Annotated in this window: 21 protein-coding genes, 1 tRNA gene and 1 pseudogene; 11 read left to right on the top strand and 12 right to left on the bottom strand. The window is 56.0% G+C overall.

Features of this window, described 5'->3' with window-relative positions; genetic code table 11:
• Window positions 1–4: 4 nt before the first annotated feature.
• Window positions 5–997: a Bug family tripartite tricarboxylate transporter substrate binding protein gene (locus tag D0C27_RS08235; RefSeq protein ID WP_137430741.1), complete on the bottom strand. Its 993-nt coding sequence runs from the start codon at window positions 995–997 to the stop codon at window positions 5–7.
• A gap of 154 nt (window positions 998–1,151) precedes the next feature.
• Between D0C27_RS08235 and D0C27_RS08230 the strand changes: the two genes are divergently transcribed.
• Window positions 1,152–2,045 carry a LysR substrate-binding domain-containing protein gene (locus D0C27_RS08230; RefSeq protein WP_026484978.1) on the top strand — a complete coding sequence of 298 codons (894 nt, stop codon included), beginning with the start codon at window positions 1,152–1,154 and terminating at the stop codon, window positions 2,043–2,045.
• Here D0C27_RS08230 and D0C27_RS08225 read toward each other — a convergent pair.
• Window positions 2,037–2,891: an AraC family transcriptional regulator gene (locus D0C27_RS08225; RefSeq protein ID WP_115634286.1), complete on the bottom strand. Its 855-nt coding sequence runs from the start codon at window positions 2,889–2,891 to the stop codon at window positions 2,037–2,039. The two genes, D0C27_RS08230 and D0C27_RS08225, sit on opposite strands and share 9 nt — an antisense overlap.
• Before the next feature lie 130 nt (window positions 2,892–3,021).
• Between D0C27_RS08225 and D0C27_RS08220 the strand changes: the two genes are divergently transcribed.
• Complete coding sequence (locus tag D0C27_RS08220; RefSeq protein ID WP_137430740.1) at window positions 3,022–3,564, top strand: carboxymuconolactone decarboxylase family protein; 543 nt, start codon at window positions 3,022–3,024, stop codon at window positions 3,562–3,564.
• A 64-nt stretch (window positions 3,565–3,628) separates the two neighbouring features.
• Here the strand turns inward: D0C27_RS08220 and D0C27_RS08215 are convergent, their stop codons facing one another.
• Window positions 3,629–3,940, bottom strand: coding sequence for a monooxygenase (locus D0C27_RS08215; protein WP_060186241.1), 312 nt, complete (start codon window positions 3,938–3,940; stop codon window positions 3,629–3,631).
• A 166-nt stretch (window positions 3,941–4,106) separates the two neighbouring features.
• Between D0C27_RS08215 and D0C27_RS08210 the strand changes: the two genes are divergently transcribed.
• From D0C27_RS08210 to D0C27_RS08190, 5 genes are all read left to right on the top strand, one after another.
• A complete protein-coding gene (locus D0C27_RS08210) occupies window positions 4,107–4,991 on the top strand; it encodes an EamA family transporter (RefSeq protein ID WP_060186242.1) in 885 nt (294 codons plus the stop codon).
• A 94-nt stretch (window positions 4,992–5,085) separates the two neighbouring features.
• Window positions 5,086–6,990: a molecular chaperone HtpG gene (gene htpG, locus D0C27_RS08205; protein ID WP_137430739.1), complete on the top strand. Its 1,905-nt coding sequence runs from the start codon at window positions 5,086–5,088 to the stop codon at window positions 6,988–6,990.
• Between the two features lie 424 nt (window positions 6,991–7,414).
• On the top strand, window positions 7,415–9,610 hold the full coding sequence (locus D0C27_RS08200) for a TonB-dependent receptor (protein ID WP_230940629.1): 2,196 nt from the start codon (window positions 7,415–7,417) through the stop codon (window positions 9,608–9,610).
• Between the two features lie 99 nt (window positions 9,611–9,709).
• The gene (locus tag D0C27_RS08195) at window positions 9,710–10,390 is read left to right on the top strand and encodes a Fe2+-dependent dioxygenase (RefSeq protein WP_021447015.1); all 681 of its coding nucleotides are present in this window, start codon (window positions 9,710–9,712) and stop codon (window positions 10,388–10,390) included.
• Between the two features lie 21 nt (window positions 10,391–10,411).
• The gene (locus tag D0C27_RS08190; RefSeq protein ID WP_137430738.1) at window positions 10,412–11,524 is read left to right on the top strand and encodes an alpha-hydroxy acid oxidase; all 1,113 of its coding nucleotides are present in this window, start codon (window positions 10,412–10,414) and stop codon (window positions 11,522–11,524) included.
• Here the strand turns inward: D0C27_RS08190 and ampD are convergent.
• The 3 genes from ampD to D0C27_RS08175 are packed head-to-tail and all read right to left on the bottom strand — an operon-like array spanning window position 11,512 to window position 13,247.
• Entirely contained in the window at window positions 11,512–12,147 is a 636-nt protein-coding gene (gene ampD / locus D0C27_RS08185; RefSeq protein WP_137430737.1) for a 1,6-anhydro-N-acetylmuramyl-L-alanine amidase AmpD, read from the bottom strand. The genes D0C27_RS08190 and ampD overlap by 13 nt on opposite strands.
• A 4-nt stretch (window positions 12,148–12,151) precedes the next feature.
• Entirely contained in the window at window positions 12,152–12,403 is a 252-nt protein-coding gene (locus D0C27_RS08180) for a PP0621 family protein (protein WP_009463238.1), read from the bottom strand.
• On the bottom strand, window positions 12,396–13,247 hold the full coding sequence (locus tag D0C27_RS08175; RefSeq protein ID WP_009463240.1) for a cytochrome C assembly family protein: 852 nt from the start codon (window positions 13,245–13,247) through the stop codon (window positions 12,396–12,398). The genes D0C27_RS08180 and D0C27_RS08175 overlap by 8 nt, the downstream gene beginning before the upstream one ends.
• Window positions 13,248–13,350: 103 nt before the next feature.
• On the opposite strand from D0C27_RS08175, the gene ffh reads away from it, so the two are divergent.
• Window positions 13,351–14,775, top strand: a complete 1,425-nt coding sequence (gene ffh / locus D0C27_RS08170; protein ID WP_009463242.1) for a signal recognition particle protein — start codon at window positions 13,351–13,353, stop codon at window positions 14,773–14,775.
• A gap of 101 nt (window positions 14,776–14,876) precedes the next feature.
• Here ffh and lysM read toward each other — a convergent pair whose 3' ends face one another.
• The 4 genes from lysM to trmB form a co-directional block, all read right to left on the bottom strand.
• The gene (gene lysM, locus D0C27_RS08165; protein WP_026484988.1) at window positions 14,877–15,320 is read right to left on the bottom strand and encodes a peptidoglycan-binding protein LysM; all 444 of its coding nucleotides are present in this window, start codon (window positions 15,318–15,320) and stop codon (window positions 14,877–14,879) included.
• A gap of 130 nt (window positions 15,321–15,450) precedes the next feature.
• On the bottom strand, window positions 15,451–15,651 hold the full coding sequence (gene thiS, locus D0C27_RS08160) for a sulfur carrier protein ThiS (protein ID WP_060186249.1): 201 nt from the start codon (window positions 15,649–15,651) through the stop codon (window positions 15,451–15,453).
• 42 nt (window positions 15,652–15,693) lie between these two features.
• A complete protein-coding gene (gene pip, locus D0C27_RS08155) occupies window positions 15,694–16,641 on the bottom strand; it encodes a prolyl aminopeptidase (protein WP_137430736.1) in 948 nt (315 codons plus the stop codon).
• Window positions 16,638–17,405, bottom strand: coding sequence for a tRNA (guanosine(46)-N7)-methyltransferase TrmB (trmB, locus tag D0C27_RS08150; RefSeq protein WP_009463250.1), 768 nt, complete (start codon window positions 17,403–17,405; stop codon window positions 16,638–16,640). Before trmB ends, pip begins: the two co-directional genes overlap by 4 nt.
• A gap of 202 nt (window positions 17,406–17,607) precedes the next feature.
• On the opposite strand from trmB, the gene D0C27_RS08145 reads away from it, so the two are divergent.
• From D0C27_RS08145 to D0C27_RS19475, 3 genes are all read left to right on the top strand, one after another.
• Window positions 17,608–17,681 (top strand) — tRNA-Gly (locus D0C27_RS08145).
• A gap of 322 nt (window positions 17,682–18,003) precedes the next feature.
• On the top strand, window positions 18,004–18,192 hold the full coding sequence (locus tag D0C27_RS19480; RefSeq protein ID WP_240688334.1) for a hypothetical protein: 189 nt from the start codon (window positions 18,004–18,006) through the stop codon (window positions 18,190–18,192).
• 45 nt (window positions 18,193–18,237) lie between these two features.
• Window positions 18,238–18,996 (top strand): hypothetical protein, encoded by a 759-nt coding sequence (locus D0C27_RS19475; RefSeq protein ID WP_240688333.1) that lies wholly within the window; start codon window positions 18,238–18,240, stop codon window positions 18,994–18,996.
• A 321-nt stretch (window positions 18,997–19,317) separates the two neighbouring features.
• On the opposite strand, the gene D0C27_RS08135 is transcribed toward D0C27_RS19475, so the two are convergent.
• Together D0C27_RS08135 and D0C27_RS08130 are read right to left on the bottom strand one after the other, a co-directional pair.
• Window positions 19,318–19,572 carry a helix-turn-helix domain-containing protein gene (locus tag D0C27_RS08135; protein ID WP_137430735.1) on the bottom strand — a complete coding sequence of 85 codons (255 nt, stop codon included), beginning with the start codon at window positions 19,570–19,572 and terminating at the stop codon, window positions 19,318–19,320.
• Window positions 19,573–19,743: 171 nt separating this feature from the next.
• A pseudogene (locus D0C27_RS08130) lies at window positions 19,744–20,151 on the bottom strand (recombinase family protein); the annotation flags it as partial.
• Window positions 20,152–20,323 lie beyond the last annotated feature (172 nt).

Genomic DNA, 20,323 nt, shown 5'->3' with positions numbered 1-20,323 from the left:
GGAACTACTGAATCGAGATGTTCTGTGCCTTGATCAGCGTGGTCCAGCGTTTGGTTTCTTCTTTCACAAAAGCGGTAAATTCTTCAGGTGTGCCACCTACAACTTCCGCGCCTTGGGATTCCACAATCTGACGGTAGTCGGGGTCTTTCAGGGCGTCGTTGACAGCCTTGTTCAGTTTTGCCAGTACATCAGCAGGCAAGCCGGCGGGGGCAATCACGCCAAACCAGTTCGATGCCACCAGATCCACGCCTTGTTCTTTGAAGGTGGGGGTGTCAGGCATGGCTTTCAGACGCTCTTCCGAGGTCACACCCAGTACGCGCAGGCGTGGGTTGTCGATTTGCATGTGGGGCAGGAACAGGCTGGCCAATTCCAGATAGAAGGAGATGTTGCCGGCCAGCAGGTCGTTCGATGCAGGAGCGCCACCACGGTAAGGCACGTGTACGGCGTCAAAGCCGGAGGTGGCCTTGAACTGTTCAGTCAGCAAGTGCGAGGCACCACCAGCGCCAGTCGAGGCGTAGTCGAGTTTTTCGGGGTTCTTCTTACCGTCGGCGACCAGATCAGCCAGAGACTGGTAGGGCGAGTTGCTGTTTACACCCAGTGCCATGGCACCGCGTTCGATCAGGGCGATGGGCTGCAAATCCTGTTCAGGATCAAAAGGCAGGTTGCTGCCGTACAGCGCCTTGTTCACCGACATGGGGCCAAAGTTGCCCAGGCCGATGGTGTAGCCGTTGGGCTTGGCGCGCGCAATCATGCTGGTGCCGATATTGCCGCTGGCACCGGGCTTGTTTTCCACCACGATTGTCACGCCCAGGCTGTCGCTCATTTTTTGAGCCAGCATGCGCGAGCGGGTATCCGAGCTGCCACCTGCAGCGTAGGGCACCACAAACGTAATGGGCTGCGAAGGGTAAGCCGCGTCGGCCATGGCCGAACCGGAACCCAACAAAGTCAGTGTGAGCAGGCCACTCAGTAAAGGGGCGCGATGCTTGAATACCGTCATGTCTATCTCCTGCGTTGGGCCAATATTCGCAGTGACGTGCAGTATGGCCCTGTTTTTGATAAGTGTCAGGACGGATGGTAGTAAGAGCTAATTATGTTGTCTAATATTAAAAATAATCGTTATTGATCTTTTTCCTAACCTAATTGGTGGGCATATGCTGGACTCCAAATTAAGTGAAATGTTCTTGGTGGTGGCTGAAGAGCTGCATTTTGGTCGAGCCGCCCAGCGTTTGTTCATGACCCAGCCGCCCTTGAGTCAGGCCATACGCAGGCTGGAAGAGCAGGTAGGGGCGACCTTGTTTATCCGCACCACACGCACGGTGCAATTGACGGCGGCGGGAGCGGAGTTGCAGCGCCGCCTGCGCTTGATCGGCAACGAACTGGAGCAGACCTTGCAAGCGGTACAGCAAGTGCACAGAGGCGAGACTGGCATGTTGCGCATAGCCCTGACCCCCAGCAGCGCCTATGCGGGGGTATCCAAGCATTTGTATCGCTTTCGACAGGACTTCCCGCAGGTGGATATTCAGATCTACGAGATGAACTCCAGCGATATGCCTGCGGCTCTTTATGAGCGCCGGGTGGATGTGGCCTTGATTCGGCCTTCCTTTGCCGTGCCCGATTTGAACCCGCAACTGGTGGAGTCCGAACCCATGATGTTTGTCGTCAGGCGGGATGATCCACGTGCTCAGGAGCATAGTCAGGGGCTGACCTTGCACCAGGCTTTCTCTTACGAAATGGTGGCGTATTCGCGGCAACAGTCGCGTTACTTTCATCTCTTGCAGCAGCGCATGCTGCAGCGCTCAGGCTGCCTGCCGCGCTTTGCACAGGAAAGCATGGTGCCCACGGTGCTGGTCATGGTTGAAGCGGGCATTGCTCCAGCTATTGTTCCCGCTTCCCTGGCGCGCTTGCGCACCGATACCTTGGAGTATCTGCCTTTGCTGGATGCAGACGATATTGCGGCAGAGCTGATGAGTGCTTATGTCTCGGACAATACCAACCCGGCCTTGGTGAATTTTCTGGCGGTGCTGGAACAGAATCGCTCAAGTTGATTGGCGGGCAGCCAACCATTCCCGCATGGATTGTCCCGTGCGCTGCCGAAACAGGCGGGACAGGGCAGAGGGGTTGGCGTAGCCCAGATCCAGAGCAATACGTTTGGCAGACTGGCCTTGTGCCAGCCGCTGGCAGGCCAGCGACAGGCGCCATTGGGCCAGATAGTCTGCCGGTGTGTCGCCCACCCAGTGCTTGAATTGCACGGCAAAGGCGCTGCGCGACATCTTGGCTTCCTGTGCCAGTGATTGCACGGTCCAGTCCCGACCGGGATCGGCCTGAATAGCCAGCAGTGCGCGCGCGATGGGTGGGTGTGACAAACCTCGGAACAGGCCTACGGGAATCTCGCAACGATCAGGATGGTCAAACAGCCAGCGTAGCAATTGCAGCAACACGATCTCGAACAGACGGTCTGCTAGTAGGCGATGGCCGCAGCGCACGGACTCCGTTTCTGCAAAGAGCAGGCCCAGTGCCTGTTCAAGGCCGGCCGCTTCTTCCAGCGGCACAATAATCAGATCGGGCAGGGAGCGGGCCAAGGGATGATGCTCACCCCCATCAAAATCCAGGGTGGCACAGGTGAAATCCGAGCCTTCATTGGGCAGATCGTAAAAAGCGTGCTCCAGCGGACGGGGGTAGAACAGCAGGCTGGGGCGGTCAATGGTCAGGACTTCCGGCACGGGATCGCGCGGATCGTGGCGCACGCTTAACTGGCCGCGTCGCAGAATGTGCAAGAAGGCCCGTCCGGGTTGGGCCGCAAAGCGGGTTACGCCACACAAAGAGCCGTTGTAGAACAAATGAGCCCGAACACGGAATTGTTCCAGCAGAAGGGAGAGGCGATCCAGGTTCATGAAAACATCCTCATCTGGATGAAAAGGTAAGTTGTCGGGACTAATCTTATCCAATGATCTTGATCTTGGCGAGACACTATCCCTGCAAGCTTTTTCCGGCCACCCCGGCCTACTTCACCAGGAGATCATCATGTCCCGTCTTACATTGCCTGACGTTGCTCAAGCTCCCGCCGCCAGCCAGCCTGCTTTGCAGGAAATTCAAAAAGCCTTTGGTGGGAGCGTGCCTGCCATGTTCCGTATGGTGTCCAATTCGCCCGCCGCCTTGCGCAGCATGTGGGGCTCTTTCGGTGCCTTTGCCGGTGGCAAGCTGGGTGCGAAACTGGGCGAGCAATTGGCGGTTGCCATTGCCGACCGTAATCGTTGCGAATACTGCCTGGCCGCCCACAACGTGCTGGGTGCCAATGCTGGCCTAAGCCCGGAGACACTGGCTCAGGCCCAGCGTGGTCAGTCGGATGACCCGCGTACCGCCGCCGCTTTGACATTTGTGCTCAAGCTGGTGGATCAGCGTGGGCAAGTTTCGGCTGCCGATGTGCAAGCCGTGCGCGATGCCGGCTTTTCCGAAGGTGAGGTGGTGGAACTGGTCGGTGTGACTGCCTTGAACCTGTTCACCAACTACATCAACAATGCGCTGGAGGTTCCGGTGGATTTCAAGGCCGTTGAGCTGACTGCCTAAGCATCGATATGGAAGCCCGCTTGCTGATATGCAGGCGGGTTTTCTTGCGTCTGTTGTCTGTGTTTTATTTGGCTGACAAGGGACCGGAATTGATAGCTGTCAGCGGCTGGTTCACATCAAAAAAGCGCGCATCAATGCCGGTGATGCCAAAGCTGTTGAGCCGTTTGCTGTGCATCTCCAGATACGCCTGCGCGCTGGCTTGATCGCTGAATAGATACACGCCACCTGCTTTGGACTGTTCTTTATTCTCGGTCCAGATTTTCCAGATCAAGCCAGGTTCCAGGCAGATGGATTGCGCCAGTTCTTGCATGGCTTCGCTCATCTCTGAACCCCAAGGGCCGGGGTAAGGAAAATCAACATACAGCAGGGTGCTCATGATCGGCTCCATATCAAAATACGTGTCGAACATCATACCTTGATGTTTGAATTGTCCAGTACTGTCTCTTATTTGTCATGGGACGTTGAAAGGCCCGTGATTGGCTGGCCTCCCCCTTGAAGGGGGCGTATAGTTTTTCTTTTGCTATTTGCTGGTGGAAGCCCTCATGTCCTGGACCGCTTTGTTGTTGGTGGTGTGTGCTGCGTTCATTCATGCGGGTTGGAACTTGCTCTCTAAACGGGCGGCGATGGCAGGGGCGCATTTTGTGTTCGCCTATTCCTTTTTTGCCATTCTGTTTTATTTCCCCATCACGCTGTGGGTGGTCTTTACGCAAGGCAATATGCCCTGGACCAGCGAGACCATTACCTGTTTGGTGCTTAGTGCCTTGCTGCACATGTGCTATAGCCTGAGTTTGCAAAAAGGCTATCAGGTTGCAGACCTGTCCGTGGTGTATCCCATTGCCCGTGGTACGGGCCCCATGCTCTCTTCCATTGGTGCTTTTATCCTGCTGGGCGAGCCTGTGCGTCCTTTGGGAGTGCTCGGCATCTTGCTGGTCGTGATGGGGATTTTGCTGATCGCCACGCAAGGTCGACTGCGCCGTTTTTTCAGCCCTGCAGCGCTGACGGGTGTGCGTTGGGGCATGCAGACCGGGATTCTGATTGCGGCCTATACCGTGGTCGATGCCTATGGCGTCAAGGTGCTGCTGATCTCGCCATTCCTGCTGGACTGGTTCAGCAATGTGTTGCGCCTGGGGATGCTGGCCCCTTTTATCGCCAAGCGGGGGCGGGCAGGCTTCGTCAAGTTCAAACCTTATTGGAAACTGGCGGCTGCAGTGGGTTTGTTATCGCCCATGTCCTACATCCTGGTCTTGCAGGCATTAAGCATGGGCGCACCCTTGTCCATGGTGGCGCCCGCCCGTGAAATGTCCATGATGGCCGGCACCATATTGGGTATGGTCGTCCTGCGCGAAAAGGCCAATGTCTGGAGTTTGCTCGGTTGCGCCATCATGATCAGCGGAGTCATTGCCCTGACATCCGGGCCGGCGGCCTGATCCGTCTCTTGAAATATGGTGGGTCGTCCCTATCTGTCTGCAATAGGGCGCGCTTTGGCGTGCGGCAATCAACCCATTTTTTTGCTTTTTCACCATGAGCCAGACTGACACTGCGAATACGTCCGAAACCTTGGGTTTTCAGGCTGAAGTCAAACAATTACTGCATTTGATGATTCACTCCTTGTACAGCAACAAGGAGATTTTCCTGCGTGAGCTGGTATCCAATGCGTCGGATGCCTGTGACAAACTGCGCTTTGAGGCTATCGACAATCCAGCTTTGCTGGAAGGCGACCCAGAGATGCGTATCCGCGTGGAGTTCGACAAGGACCAGCGCACGATCACCATTTCCGACAACGGCATTGGCATGTCCCGTGATGAAGCCATTGCCAACCTGGGCACCATCGCGCGCTCGGGCACCAAAGAGTTCTTCTCCCAACTGACGGGCGACAAGCAAAAAGACACCCAGCTGATTGGTCAGTTTGGCGTGGGCTTTTACTCCTCCTTTATCGTGGCCAATAAAGTGTCCGTGCTGACACGTCGTGCCGGTGGCGATCAGGAAGCCGTGCTGTGGGAGTCCGCCGGTGAAGGCGAGTTCACCATTGCCGCCGCTGAAAAAGCCGAGCGCGGAACCACCATCACCTTGCACCTGCGTGAAGGCGAGGACGATTTCCTGGACGGCTGGCGACTGCGCAACGTGCTGCGTCGCTACTCCGATCACATCTCCTTGCCCGTGCAAATGCGCAAGGAAGAGTGGGACGAAGAAAAGCAGCAACAAGTAAAGCAGGACGAGTGGGAAAGCGTGAACCAGGCCAGCGCCTTGTGGACACGCTCCAAGTCGGAAATCACCGACGAGCAGTACCAGGAGTTCTACAAGCATATCGCTCACGATTACGAGAACCCTCTGGCCTGGACACACAACCGGGTCGAAGGTCGTAGCGAATACACCCAGCTCTTGTTCGTCCCCAAGCAGGCCCCGTTTGACTTGTGGGACCGCGATGCTCGCCGTGGCGTGAAGCTGTACGTGAAACGCGTATTCATCATGGACGACGCCGAGCAGCTGCTGCCTGCTTACCTGCGCTTTGTGCGCGGTGTGATCGATTCGGCCGACCTGCCGCTGAACGTTTCGCGTGAAATCCTGCAAGAAAGCCGTGATGTGCGTGCCATCCGTGAGGGTAGTGCCAAGCGCATCCTGTCCTTGCTGGAAGATCTGGCCGAGAACCAAGCCGAGCAATATGCCGAGTTCTGGAACCAGTTCGGCCAGGTCCTGAAAGAAGGCACTGGCGAAGACATGGGCAATCAGGCCCGTATCGCTGCCTTGCTGCGCTTTGCCTCCACGAATCAGGAAGGTTCGGCGCAGGTCGTTTCCTTGAACGACTACATCGGTCGCATGAAAGAAGGTCAGGACAAGATCTACTACGTCACGGCTGACACTTTTGCCGCTGCATCTAACAGCCCGCATCTGGAAGTATTCCGCAAGAAAGGCATCGAAGTGCTGTTGATGTCCGACCGTGTGGACGAGTGGATGTTGTCTTACTTGCGCGAATTTGAAGGCAAGCAACTGGTATCCGTGGCCAAGGGTGGCCTGGACCTGGATTCGCTGGCGGACGAGGAAGAAAAGAAACATCAGGCAGAAGTGGCTGAAACCTTCAAACCTCTGGTCGAGCGTCTGCAAACCACACTGGGCGAGAAGGTCAAGGAAGTGCGCATTACTGCCCGTCTGGTCGATTCCCCTGCTTGCGTGGTGGTCGATGCCAACGAACTGAGCCCGCACCTGCTGCGTATGCTGCAAGCCGCTGGCCAGGAAGCTCCTGAGGTCAAGCCGATTCTGGAAATCAACCCTGAGCACGCCTTGATCGCCAAAGTCCAGGCCGCTGACGACGAGGCTTTTGGTGAGTGGGCACAGTTGCTGCTGGAACAAGCCATGCTGGCCGAAGGTGCCGCATTGCAAGATCCCGCCAGTTTTGTGAAGCGTGTGAACCGCTTGCTGTTGAATCTGTAAACCTGAATCTTGCTGGCTCTGCCTGTGGGTGGAGTCAGCAAGCGTTTATCCTCATAGCCTTGATCTTCATTTTTAAGATCAAGGCTTTTTTGCGTCCATTGGCAGAGGACTAAGGGGAGAAGCGGGGAGATAAGGGACTAAACAAACGTTTGTGGCTAAGCGATTTTTTATTTTTTGTCCATCTTAATGAGAATTGATCGTAATACGATGTATGGACGCCACAATGTAAGGACAAAAACGCGGTTTTTGAACCGAATTTCAGGAAATCGTAAGATTTGGATGGACTTCATAATAAGAATGATTGATATTACCGCTTCCTTTAAAAGCGCTTATCTGGCAGCGAAACATCGCTAATAGCGAGCGATCGGACTTGATTCGATGGCACTGCCCAAAAAAGAGCGATAACTACCACATGGAGCTGGTGATGTTGTTTGTTTCCACCCTGCCGCCTCGTCGGTTCGCCGAGACGGTTTTGTCCGCAGCATTGTTTGCTGCTCTGACAACTCCTGCAATTGCTCAAACCGCCAATCCAGGCGTGACCGAGCTGCAATCCATCAAAGTTCAAGGCACGACGGATGCTAATGGCATTGATGGTTTTCAAGCGCATAAAGCGCAATCGGTGAAGTTTTCCGAGACATTGCTTAACACCCCGCGTTCCATCACCGTGATCCCGGAGGAGGTGATCAGGGACCGTGGCGCAACGTCGCTGCAAGATGTGTTGCGTACGACTCCTGGCATTACCCTGGGATCGGGCGAAGGAGGCACGCCTATGGGTGACCGTCCCTTTATCCGGGGTTACGAAGCCAGTACCGATATTTTCATCGACGGTGTGCGCGACTACTCCCGTGGCTCGCACGAGACCTTCAACCTGGAATCGGTTGAAGTCTTGAAAGGTCCCAGCTCGGCTTATACCGGCCGTGGCGGTACCGGCGGCAGCCTGAATCTGGTGACCAAGTCTCCCAAGCTGAAAGACTTCTTCCAGGTGGAAGCGGGTTATGGCACGTCTGATCAATATCGTCTGACTGCTGACGGTAACTACGCTTTCTCGGATACCGGCGCCATCCGTCTGAATCTGATGCGTATGGGCGGCGAAGTGGCAGGGCGCGATGGTGTAAAGATTGATCGCTGGGGCATTGCTCCTTCCATCGCCTTTGGTTTGGGTACGCCAACGCGTGTGACCTTGTCTTACTCGCGTCTTGAGAACAAGGACATGCCGGACTTGGGCTTTCCTTTCAAGAATGCTGCCAATCCGGATCGCGTCACCCCACTGGAAGCGGACCGCGATAACTTTTACGGTCGCCGCAATGTGGACTTTCGCAAGTACATTGCCGATACCGCTTCGGCCAGCGTCGAACATGATCTGAATGATCGTTTCACGGTGCGTAACGTCACGCGTTACAGCAAGACTCTGAATCACTATCTGATGACGCGTCCGTCTTTTGATAACTGCGCCGCAGGTGCAGGTGGGGCTTGCGCGACGGAAGGTGCTGGCTTGCAGTTCCGTCGTGACGACCGTACGAACTACCGTGTTGCTGAGTCTCTGTTGAACCAGACAGATGTTTACGGCAGCTTTAATACTGGTTCGATCAAGCATGACATCGTTGCAGGTGTGGAAATCAGTAAGGAGGAAATCCACAACAAAGCGATGACGGGTGGCCCAGGCCGTGATACTGACTCGTTCTACGACCCGAACCCTAATCGACAGTACAACTATTCGCTGCAGTACGGTCCCAAGACCAAAACCGGCGATATCAAGACCCGTTCGGCCTACATCTTTGACACTGTGACCTTGAATGATCAGTGGATGATCAATGGTGGTCTGCGCTTTGATCGCTTTGAAGCCGACAACACCAAAGAGTCTCGCAAAGACGATATGTGGAACTACCAGTTGGGCGTGGTCTACAAACCCGCACAAAATGGTTCCATTTATCTGAGCTACGGTACATCTTCAAATCCTACGGGTGAAAACCTGGGTCAGGCCGGTGGTGCAGATGGCCCGGCAGGCGGAGCAGCAATTCGTGACTTGAAGCCAGAGCGCAGCTACAGCTGGGAACTGGGGACCAAGTGGGATGTGGCTGACGAGAAGTTGTCTTTGACAGCGGCCATTTTCCAGACCGACAAGAAAGATGCTCGCTCTACTGATCCGTTGACCGGTGACGTGTCCTTGAGTGGCAGCAATCGTGTGCGTGGTCTGGAGTTGGGCGCGGCTGGTGCGATTACTCCGAACTGGAATCTGTGGGCTGGTTACACCTATCTGGACCCCAAGATCAAGAAATATCGCAGCGGCAATAACGTCTTTGACGGCAACCAGATGAAGTTCATCTCCAAGCAGAGCTTCAATATCTGGACAACCTACAAAATCATGCCCGAGTTGACCTTGGGCGCAGGTGCCACATTTGTAGGCAAGCGCTTTGTGGATGACGCCAACCAATTGAAACTGCCTTCTTACTGGCGTTACGATGCGATGGCGCGCTACGACCTGAACAAGAACGTGTCCTTCCAGTTCAACGTCAACAACATCAGCAATGTGCGCATGTATGATGCCTCTCACGTTGGTATTTTTGCCAACGTCGGTCCAGGCCGGTCCTACATGTTTAATGCCTCTTACCGCTTCGAGTAAGTTGCACCTTGTAGTGTAAAGTCAGATGGGCCGCCCTCTTGAGGCGGCCTGTCTGCTTCTCGTACGACTTTGTGCTTTTTTTGTTCTTGCAGGTATCCCATGCTGATTACTATCCCGGACGTTCTTAACGCTGAGCAATTGCGAGACTGTCGCCAGGCCCTGGAGCAGGCGCAGTGGGAGGATGGGCGTGCGACGGCGGGTTATCTGGCCCAGCACAGCAAACGGAACCTGCAACTGCCTCTGGATGCAGCCGTGTCTCGCCAGATGGGCGAGTTTCTGATGCACGTACTGGGTCAGCACAGCGGCTTTATTGCCGCTGCCTTGCCTTTGCGTATGCTGCCGCCACGCTTTAATCGTTACGAGGGTGGCGGGGAGTACGGCACGCACATTGATAACGCGATTTTTACGGTTCCTGGCACGGCTCAGCGCTTGCGTACGGATGTGTCCACGACCTTGTTCTTTAGCGATCCGGATGAGTACGAGGGTGGGGAACTGGTTATTGAAGATGTGTACGGCACGCAGTCCATCAAGTTGCCTGCAGGACATATGGTGGTGTATCCCGGAACGAGTCTGCATCGCGTCCAGCCTGTCACTAAAGGAACGCGCTATGCCTCGTTTTTCTGGACGCAAAGCATGGTGCGCCATGCGCATCAACGCAAGTTGCTATGGGAGCTGGATCAGAGCATTCAACAACTGGCCAAGCAGAATGCGGATGCCCAGGAGCTGTCACGCTTGACGGGGATTTATCATAATTTGCTGCGTGAATGGAGCGATGTCTGATCGCCTGGAGCTTGATTGACCATGTCCCAAGAACGACTGCCCCCGCTCAGTAGCATCCCGGCTCAGATTGCCTGCTTGAGGGATTACGAATCGTATGCCCGTCAGCGTATGCGCGCGCAGGACTGGGCGTATTTCAGTGCAGGGGCGGCGGATGAGCTGACGCTGCAAGATAACCTGGCCAGCTTCGGGCGCTGGGGCTTATGGCCTGCTGCTTTAAGCACGTTTGATCAGCCTTCCACCTGTTTGACGCTGCAAGGGCAGTCCATGGACTACCCGATTCTTCTGGCTCCCGTGGCTTATCAGCGATTGGCTCACCCTGACGGTGAATTGGCCAGTGTGTTGGGCGCGGGGGCGATGGGGGCGACCAGCGTCATCAGCATGCAGTCCAGTCATTCCTTTGAAGAGATTGCTGCACAGGCGCATGCCCCCTTATGGGCGCAGTGGTATTGGCAAAGGGATCGCGCATTTACTCTGGATTTACTGGGGCGGCTTGAAGCGGCAGGGTATACCGCGCTGATGCTGACAGTGGATGCTGCGGTAAATGGTGTGCGTAATCAGGAACAGCGTGCGGGCTTTGCCTTGCCCGCAGGTGTGGATGCCGTGAATTTGCGGGGTGCCCCCACGCAGCAGGCGGTTTTAGGCGCAGCAGGCACCAGTCCTTTGTTTGGCAGTGGTTTGCTAGATACGGCCCCGACTTGGGATGATCTGGCCTGGCTGGTGCAGAACTGTCCTTTGCCTGTTTGGGTGAAGGGAATCATGCGACCCCGTGATGCTCAGCGAGCCCTGGAGATGGGGGTTGCCGGGATTGTTGTGTCCAATCACGGTGGGCGAACCTTGGATGGTGCCCCCGCTTCTGTGGACGTCTTGGTTCAGGTTTGTCAGGTCGTGCAGGGCAGGGTGCCGGTCCTGATGGATGGCGGTATTCGTCGCGGAACAGATGTGCTCAAGGCATTGGCGCTGGGAGCAACAGCTGTGATGATCGGCCGTCCCTATATTTATGGCCTGGCCGCTGCAGGAGCGGCTGGTGTTGCTCATATCCTGCATATTTTGCGGGCGGAGCTGGAAGTGGCGATGGCGCTGACCGGCTGCAATACCTTGGCCGATATTGGCCCTGAACTACTTTATCGGTCTTGATCTGGCACTTGTCTTGGCTTTGGTCCCAACTCTTGTTCCGGCAAGGTTTCTTTGGGCCAGCCATGTTCCCGCTTCACCCGTTCCCAATCAAAGAAAGGGCCCGGATCTGTCTTGCGCCCCGGAGCGATGTGCTCATGGCCACGTACGGCGCGCAAATTATGGCGCATACGTAAAGCGCGGCCCAGGCGGGACAGCTCCCGGTACTGCGCTTCTGTAAATGGCTCGAAATCGCTGCCTTCCAGTTCAATGCCAATAGAGAAATCATTGCAGCGCTCGCGGTCTTCAAAGCGCGACACACCCGCATGCCAGGCGCGGCGGGTAGTGGGAACAAACTGGATGATGTGGCCAGTGCGCTGGATCAGAAAGTGAGCCGAAACTTTCAGGTCCCGGATGTTCTCGAACCAGGGGTGGGCGCTGATATCCAGCTTGTTCTGAAAAAAATCCCGAATGTAGGGCCCGCCGAACTCTTGCGGTGGCAGGCTGATATTGTGCAGCACCAGCAAGGTCGGAGTGTCGCCCTCGGGGCGGTCATCCTGATTGGGTGACAGGGCGCGCAGGACATTGGCATGAGGTTTCAGCCAGCCCTGTCGGTCCAGGTCGTAGGCGTGGTGCATGCGAGCCATGGCGTTAGCTGCGTGGGCCGCGCTTGGCGTGTTCCAGGCTGCACCAGGTGTGATGATTGCTCATCAAGGCTTCGGAGCGTGGCAGATAAATCCCACAGTGTGCGCAACGGACCATTTCTTCAGCAGCACCTTGCTTGCGCGGGGGACGCATGGTGGGGTTGGGTGGATTGCGCTTGCGGGCCTTGTTTTGCGACACGATGCGGGCAATGATCATGGCCGCCAGGATGGCGACAACCCAAAATAAGACTTTACCCAATTTTCCCTCGTTGCAAGATGACGTCTAGTACAAAGTGGCTGCCTGTATAGGCCAGCAGCAGGAAGGCAAAACCGGCCAAGGTCCAGCGCAAGGCAACGCGACCACGCCATCCATACTGTTTCCGACCCCATAATAAGCCACCAAATGTAACCCAGGATAGCAAGGTAAAGACAGTTTTGTGGTCGGCGGGCAAAAATTTACCGTCTATCGCCATGGAGACGGCGGCACCGCTCAGAATCGTGAAGGTCAGAATTACGAAAGAGACACGGATCAGGCGAAACAGCAGCTCCTCTTGCACCAGCAGGGGCGGCATGGTGTCCAGAACCCGGCTGAACAAACCACGTTGCTCCTGATGAAGAATAGGGCGGTGCAACTGACGGTCCAGAGCCGTCATCAAGACAGCGTGCAAAGCCGCCACGGTGCTAAGCCCATAGGCGACCAGCGCAATCATCAAGTGAATCCGTAGCCATTCATTGCCGACATGGTTGACGATATGGCCTTCGGGAAAGGCCATGGCCAGCAGGCTGACGATTGTGGCTGCAGGCAGTAGAATGAGCAGCAGGCTGTCCAGACGCAGATACAGGCTTTGGAACCAGAACACCACCATGCCCAGCCAGATTGCCGCTGACAAGGCCAGTGCCCAGCTCAGATGCAGCCCCTGGGGCAGCACAATAGTCAGCAGCAGGCCCGCTCCGTGCACAATGATGGCGCAGAGCAAGGCCACCCGGCTGGGGGCGTTCAGTACGGTTCGGGTGCTGCCGCGAGTCAACGGACGCCAGAGCGAGATCGACAGCACGATGTACGCCAGTGCGGCGAGCAAGTGAAATACAATACTTGCAGACATAAGTCCCGGATTTCCTGAAAAACGGTACGGGGCGTACCTCAAGTGGCCATTTTATTCTTATTCGTAGACCACACGATAACCTAGTTTAAGCGAACCCAGTCCTATGTTTGAAAATCTGACCCAGCGTATGTCGCGTGTGGTGAAAACCATGCGCGGACAGGCTCGTCTGACCGAATCCAATACTCAGGATATGTTGAGGGAAGTGCGTCTGGCTTTGCTGGAAGCGGACGTGGCCTTGCCCGTCGTGCGCGAGTTTGTCGCACGGGTCAAAGAAAAGGCGCTTGGTGTTGAAGTTGCCGACAGCTTGAATCCTGGCCAGGCACTGGTGGGTGTTGTTCACCAGGAGCTGACCAATCTGATGGGCGCAGACCTGGGTGACAACGCCAGCGAGCTGTCCCTGGCGGCTCAGCCACCCGCGATTATTCTGATGGCCGGTCTGCAAGGTGCGGGTAAAACCACCACCACCGGTAAGCTCGCCAAATGGCTGAGCGAAGGCGGCCACGTTCAGCATGGCCGCAAGACAGGCAAGAAGAAAGTTCTGGTGGTCAGTGCCGACGTGTATCGACCAGCCGCTATCGAGCAGCTGAAAACTGTTGCCGCCCAGGTGGGCGTCGAGTTCCTGCCCTCCGATCCCAGCCAGAAACCGGCCGACATTGCCCGCAATGCCCTGGATCACGCCAAGCGTCATCACTTTGATGTGCTGATTGTCGACACGGCCGGTCGCCTGGGTATTGACGAAGAAATGATGCGCGAAATTCGCGCTCTGTACGATCTGCTGAACCCGATTGAAACCTTGTTCGTGGTCGATGCCATGCAGGGGCAGGACGCGGTCAATGTGGCCAAGGCCTTTGCTGATGCCTTGCCGCTGACGGGTGTGGTGCTGACCAAGCTGGATGGTGATGCACGTGGTGGTGCGGCCTTGTCCGTACGTCATGTCACCGGCAAGCCGCTGAAGTTTGTGGGTGTTTCCGAAAAGCTGGATGGTCTGGAGCCATTCCACCCCGAGCGTATGGCTCAGCGCGTGCTGGGCATGGGCGATATTGTTTCGCTGGTCGAACAGGCCCAGCGCAATATCGACATCGCCGAAGCGCAGAAGATTACCGACAAGATCAAATCGGGCGACAAGTTCGACCTGAATGACTTCCGTGACCAGCTGCAGCAAGTCAAGAAGCTGGGTGATATGGGCTCCTTGCTGGAAAAACTGCCTGCCCAGTTCTCGCAAGCCGCGTCCCAGTTGCAAGGTGGTCAGGCTGAACAGCAATTGCGTCGTACGGAAGGGATATTGAACTCCATGACCCCGGCCGAGCGTGCCAAGCCCGAACTGCTCAAAGCCTCGCGCAAGCGTCGTATCGCTGCCGGTTCTGGCGTGCCAGTGCAAGAGGTCAACCGCTTGCTCAATCAGTTCGAGCAAATGCAAGGCATGATGAAGCAGATGAAAAAAGGCGGCATGGCCAAGATGATGCGCGGCCTGGGCGGTATGGGTGCCTTGAAAGGTCTGGCTGGCAAGGGCTTCAAGGGCTTTCGCTAAGAAGCGCTTGGAGCTTGCCGCAAGGGCGTGAATCGCTCTGGCAGGACCACCAAGAGAAAAGCCCGCGTATGCGGGCTTTTTTTCGTCCTGAGCTGTTGTTGTTACAGCGCAGGAATACGCAGTACCTGACCGGGATAGATCTTGTCAGGATGGCTGAGCATAGGCTTGTTGGCTTCAAAAATAACCGTGTATTTTGCGCCGTTTGCCTTGCCGTAGTTGGTTTCAGCAATTTTCCACAGGGTGTCGCCTTTCTGTACGGTATACATGGTGGCTTCTGCGGAAGGCTGAGCAACGCTGAGCTGGTTGTCGACTTGAGAGACACCCAGGGTGTTACCCAGAGCCAGTACAATTTTCTCGGCTTGTTCGGTGGAGGCGGCTTGGCCGCTAACCGTAACTTTGTCGCCATCAACCGTCAGATTCAGACCGTCGGCGGAAAGTTGGTGTTTGGCCAGTTCTTTCTGGAGTTCGTCAGCTGTTGCTGCTTTGGCTTCGTTGGCACCAAAGAGTTTTTCGCCGACATCTTTAAGAAAACTGAATACGCCCATCGCTTTGCTCCTGAAGTTAGGGTTCTACGGCTGCCTGCTTGATGGCAGGCGAGACGGCCCATTATGACCTCATTTTTATCCCCGAAGCCGTACCGGAATGTCAGCAATTGTGCATTTTAAAGGGCGAGTATCAGCCGCCACCGACGGCAACCACGATTTCAATGGTGTCGCCTTCTTTGATCGGGGTGCTGGCGTGCTGGCTTTTGGGCACGATATCGCCGTTCAGTTCCACGGCAATGCGCTTGTTCTCGTAGCCCAGCTCGATAATCAGCGTGCCAACCGTGTCGGAGTTTGCCAGAGTCTTGCTCTGGCCGTTCAGGGTAATGTTCATTCTTGTCTCTGGATATGGTCCGGCCCGGACCGGACGAGTGATTCAGATGGCAAATTTCTGGGTGGCGGCCAGCAGCCGGGCCAAAATGCCGGGTTCGTCGTAGGCGTGGCCTGCGTCCGCAACCATATGAAATTCTGCTTGGGGCCAGGCGCGATGCAGTTGCCAGGCTGTATGCGCCGGAGTGCACACATCATAGCGTCCCTGCACGATGACACCGGGAATGCCATGCAAGCGGTGGGCGTTTTTCAGCAACTGATCCGGCTCCAGAAAACCCCGGTTCATGAAATAGTGGTTTTCAATACGCGCAAAGGCCAAAGCGGCTTTATCACTGGACTTGGCATCCAGGTGATTCTGGCTGGGCAAGAGCGTGATGGTATTGCTTTCCCATTGCGACCAGGCGTGTGCGGCCCGTAACTGCACAGCGGGGTCATCGCCTGTCAGACGCTTGTGATAGGCGGTAATCAGGTCCCCGTGCTCTTCCTTGGGAATGGGGGCCAGATACTGTTCCCAGATATCGGGAAACAGGCGCGAGGCACCTTCCTGATAAAACCAATGCAGCTCTTCAGGACGGGCCATGAAGATACCGCGCACAATCAGTTCGCTGACGTGCTCGGGGTGAGTCTGGGCGTAGGCCAGCGCCAGAGTCGAGCCCCAGGAGCCGCCAAACACCAGCATCTTGTCGGCCTTGAGCTTTTCCTTGCGCAGCTGCTCCATGTCCTGAACCAGATGCCAAGTGGTGTTGTTTTCCAGGCTGGCATGAGGGTAGGAACGCCCGCAACCGCGCTGATCAAACAGCAGCACATTGTATTTTTGCGGGTCGAACAGGCGGCGGTGATCGGCAGAACATCCTGATCCCGGCCCACCGTGCAAGAAAATGGCCGGTTTACCTGCCGGGTTGCCGCAGCATTCCCAGTAGATATGGTGCCCATCATCGGTGTGCAAAGTGCCTTGGGCGTAAGGCTCTATAGGCGGGAACAGGGTAGCGCTCATTGTTCTTTCTTGGGCCAGTTCAGTTCAGGGGTAGGGGTGTCATTGCGGGTGAAGATCAGATCCCACACGCCATGACCCAGACGCAGCCCACGGTTCTCGAACTTGGTCAGTGGACGGAAGTCGGGGCGGGGTGCGTAGCCTTCGTGCGTGTTGCTGAGCATGGGCTCGGCGGACAGCACTTCCAGCATTTGTTCGGCGTAGTTTTCCCAGTCGGTGGCGCAATGGATGTAGCCACCGGGTTTCAGACGGCTGGTCAGCAACTGAATAAAGGGCGATTGCACCAGACGACGCTTGTGATGGCGCTTCTTGGGCCAGGGGTCGGGGAAGTAGATATGAATACCGGCCAGCGAGCCGGGAGCGATCATGTCGCGCACCACTTCCACGGCATCATGCTGGATGATGCGGATGTTGCTGATCTGGTTGTCATCAATGCGCTTGAGCAAGGCGCCGACACCGGCATTAAAGACTTCCACGCCCAGGAAATTGTCGTCCGGGCGGGCCTGGGCAATTTTCTGGGTGGTTTCACCCATGCCAAACCCGATTTCCAGAATCAGGGGATTGTCATTGCCAAACACCGTTTCCGGTTTCAGGATGTTGTCGCGGTAGCTGATCGACCACAGGGGCAAGAGGCGCGCCAGGGCTTGCTCCTGGCTGGGCGTAATGTGCGCGCGCCGATGAACAAAGCTACGGATATGGGTCTCGCCGGAATTGCTGTTCGCGACATTGGGCGACAGCAGGGATTGTTTTTCGTTGCTGGAGGTCATGGTTGTGGCGCGGGCATCAGGGATGGCTCGCGTATCAGCTAAAAGCGGGAAAACTCTATTGTAGTGAGTCTTGCCGCCGAATTCATGTGGTGGCGCGCGAAAAAGATAGGGCCGGGGCGACGCATGAAGAAAAGATCGCGCTATAATTTTCGCTTCCCCATTCGCGGGATCGTCTGCTTTTGAGGCAGACCTCTCCATCAGGGCGGGTGTAGTTTAATGGTAAAACTGATGCTTCCCAAGCATCCGTCGTGGGTTCGATTCCCATCACCCGCTCCACGCATCACCTAGCTCCTTGATTTCAATGGACTAAGTGCATGTTTCATGAGCGTGGCTGCACCACTACTACAGTGGTCTTCTACGGTGGCCCAAACCTCCTGCCTTTATCGTCCCCTAGCGGCTCTACGTTGTCCGTCTCATCGTTCCCAAACGCTTGCGCGCAGCGATTAGCAAGAACGAAATTTACGCGTCCACCCGACTCCGGGACCGTGAAGCCGCTAAACTCGTCGCCCATCAGATTTAGGCGCATTGGCGCGGACACTTCATGACGTAGGACATCGAGAAACTGAGGGCGGAAAACCCATTGCTCGATGGCGAGGGCATGATTCCCATCGTCGAGGCTGCCCGGACCATCGGTATGCAGCCGGAACTGCTGGCAAATGAACTGCTCAACGATGGTGCGCACGTCTTCACGCACAATCCTGCTGGCGGGGGCCAGTCCTCAATGACCAGACCGGGACGGGACTTCGACGGCGAATTCATCTGGAACGAAACAGAGGCCACGGGCTAGCGAACCATACACACCGGGACCGTGCGATTTCTCAATCCTCGGGCCATGCTGCAACAGGTTGTCACCGCCGGGAAGTCTCAAGAGGAGGTGTTCCGTGACGGCAATTTAGTGGGCGTATTTCTTGAGGACCCGGTAGCCGTAGACCTCGTCCGATGTATCGCGCACAAAACAGCCGTGACGAAGGTTCGCGCCAGGCTCGTTGCGTCGCTCAGCCCGCCCCCCATGATTGACCTCCCAGCGCCGTCGATCGCTTCGGCTGCTCCAACGACATTGATCACTCCCAGCCCAACTGAGACGCTTGACACTCCGCCAGCAGCGACCGGCGCAGCCCCGGTCGTATTCGATCCAATAACGGTCAGGCACGGCAAGAAGCAGTTTTCGGCGTTATTCGAGTCTTACAAGGGGAATCGCAATTGGGGAGAGGCGCAAACTCAGTGTATGACCATAGAAGCGAAGCTGTTTAGTGATGTGATGGGAGACCCTGAGCTCGGGGAAATCGAGTGTGAAACAGTCGAGGAGTACGTGCGCCGCTTGGCGCAACTTCCGAACGATCTCTGCCAGTCAAGGCGACGATTCAAAACCGACGATATTGACGAGAAAGACAAATCTCTCAAAACAATCAATTCTTTAGGGGTCTTTTCGTTACCCCACAGGCTCGTCCAGTTGGGTTACCAGAATATATTCAAGGGCTTTGGAAGGCTGGTCACAAGCGGCTATTCCCGGAGCTCAGACGTGATCCGGTCAAAGGTTACGGCAGGCCAGCCAGTTCTTGGTTCAATAAACGGTTCTTGGGTTGAACGCTGAGCATTGAACGAGTGGAATGAATACATTCCACTCGTTTAGGCACACGTTCCTGACCGCAACCGAATGCCTAGGCACACCCGAACGGGTGATGGCGCAAATAGCAGGACACCAGCTCGGAGACACTGAAAGCTGGAATCGCTACGCGAAGGACCGGGACGCTAACCAGTTGGCTCCGGTAGTCAACGGGCTGACCTTGCCCGAAGTAGACGGCATCACGCCATTCATTGCGTCCGACGGTATCTGGGCCATTCGATGCGCCGAACGTCAAAAGGATAGCGTTCGTCGCAAATCGAGCGGCGCGAAGGCTGGCTAGTCCCCGCTCTAGCCCTCAACCGACGGTGCTCGTTCGGCACCGTCTTCCTCAAATAGTGTCTTGACCGGCACTCCAAGGGCATCGGCGATTGTCTGAATCGAGTCCAAGGATGGATTCGCCTTCCCGGTCTCGATCTTCCCCATATAGCCACGAACGAAGCCGCACTTGTAGGCGAATGCCTCTTGGCTCAACTTGGTGGTAGCTTTCCGCAGTTCTCGAACCCTCGCCCCGAAGCGATTCCTGGATGATGTGTGTGCCGTCATGCACGGCATTGTTGGCAGGCAACTACAATCGCGACACATCCTAAAAATGACCACCCTAATGGTGGCCACCCTATAAATGATGAAACCGCATGCGAACCACCGGTCCGCGAGACGTATCACCGCGTCACTGCTACTGACTCTGACGTATGGACAAGTAGCGACCGGCTTCGTCTAGGCTGCCAGCGAGGGCATTTTTTTCAGATCAGCCGCATGACGCTGGAGATACCCGGCTTGCGTTCGCTCGATTAGTAGATCGAGATCCATCTCCGCAACTGACGCCAGCATCGTGAGCAGCAGTTTCCAGGTAGGCGATGTTAGGTCGGTCTGCCCCAGCTGCGTGAGTATGACCTTGATCGACCGACGTTCGAGCGCCCGAATGGTTTGCAGCACGTCCAGCACGTCGCGGCCCAGCCGATCAAGCTTTGGGACGACGAGGGTTTCGCCATTATGACTCTTTTCCTCCAACCGCCCGAACTCCGGGCACTCACTAGCACCGGTCTTTCCGCTTATCCCGTGGTCTGTGAACCAGTAGTTAATATCGAACCCGGCTCCGTCAAAATCAAGCCGTTGATTCTCGGTTGTTTGCTTCCCCGTTTAGCCTCGTCCGTATCCGAAGATTGCCATGTGCATTGCCCCCGTCAGAAAACACTCCCAGGCTAGGCCGCCCCGTTGGAAAAGCCAAGGACTATATTTCTAACCCAATGGTAACCGCTAGCGGAGTGGTGTCGGAAACCGGTCGTTTGTTGGCACG

It is taken from the genome of Alcaligenes faecalis, from assembly GCF_005311025.1.
GTDB lineage: Bacteria > Pseudomonadota > Gammaproteobacteria > Burkholderiales > Burkholderiaceae_B > Alcaligenes > Alcaligenes phenolicus.
The sequence above is the reverse complement of the archived record's forward strand: the minus strand, read 5'-3'. Positions and strand labels throughout refer to the sequence as shown.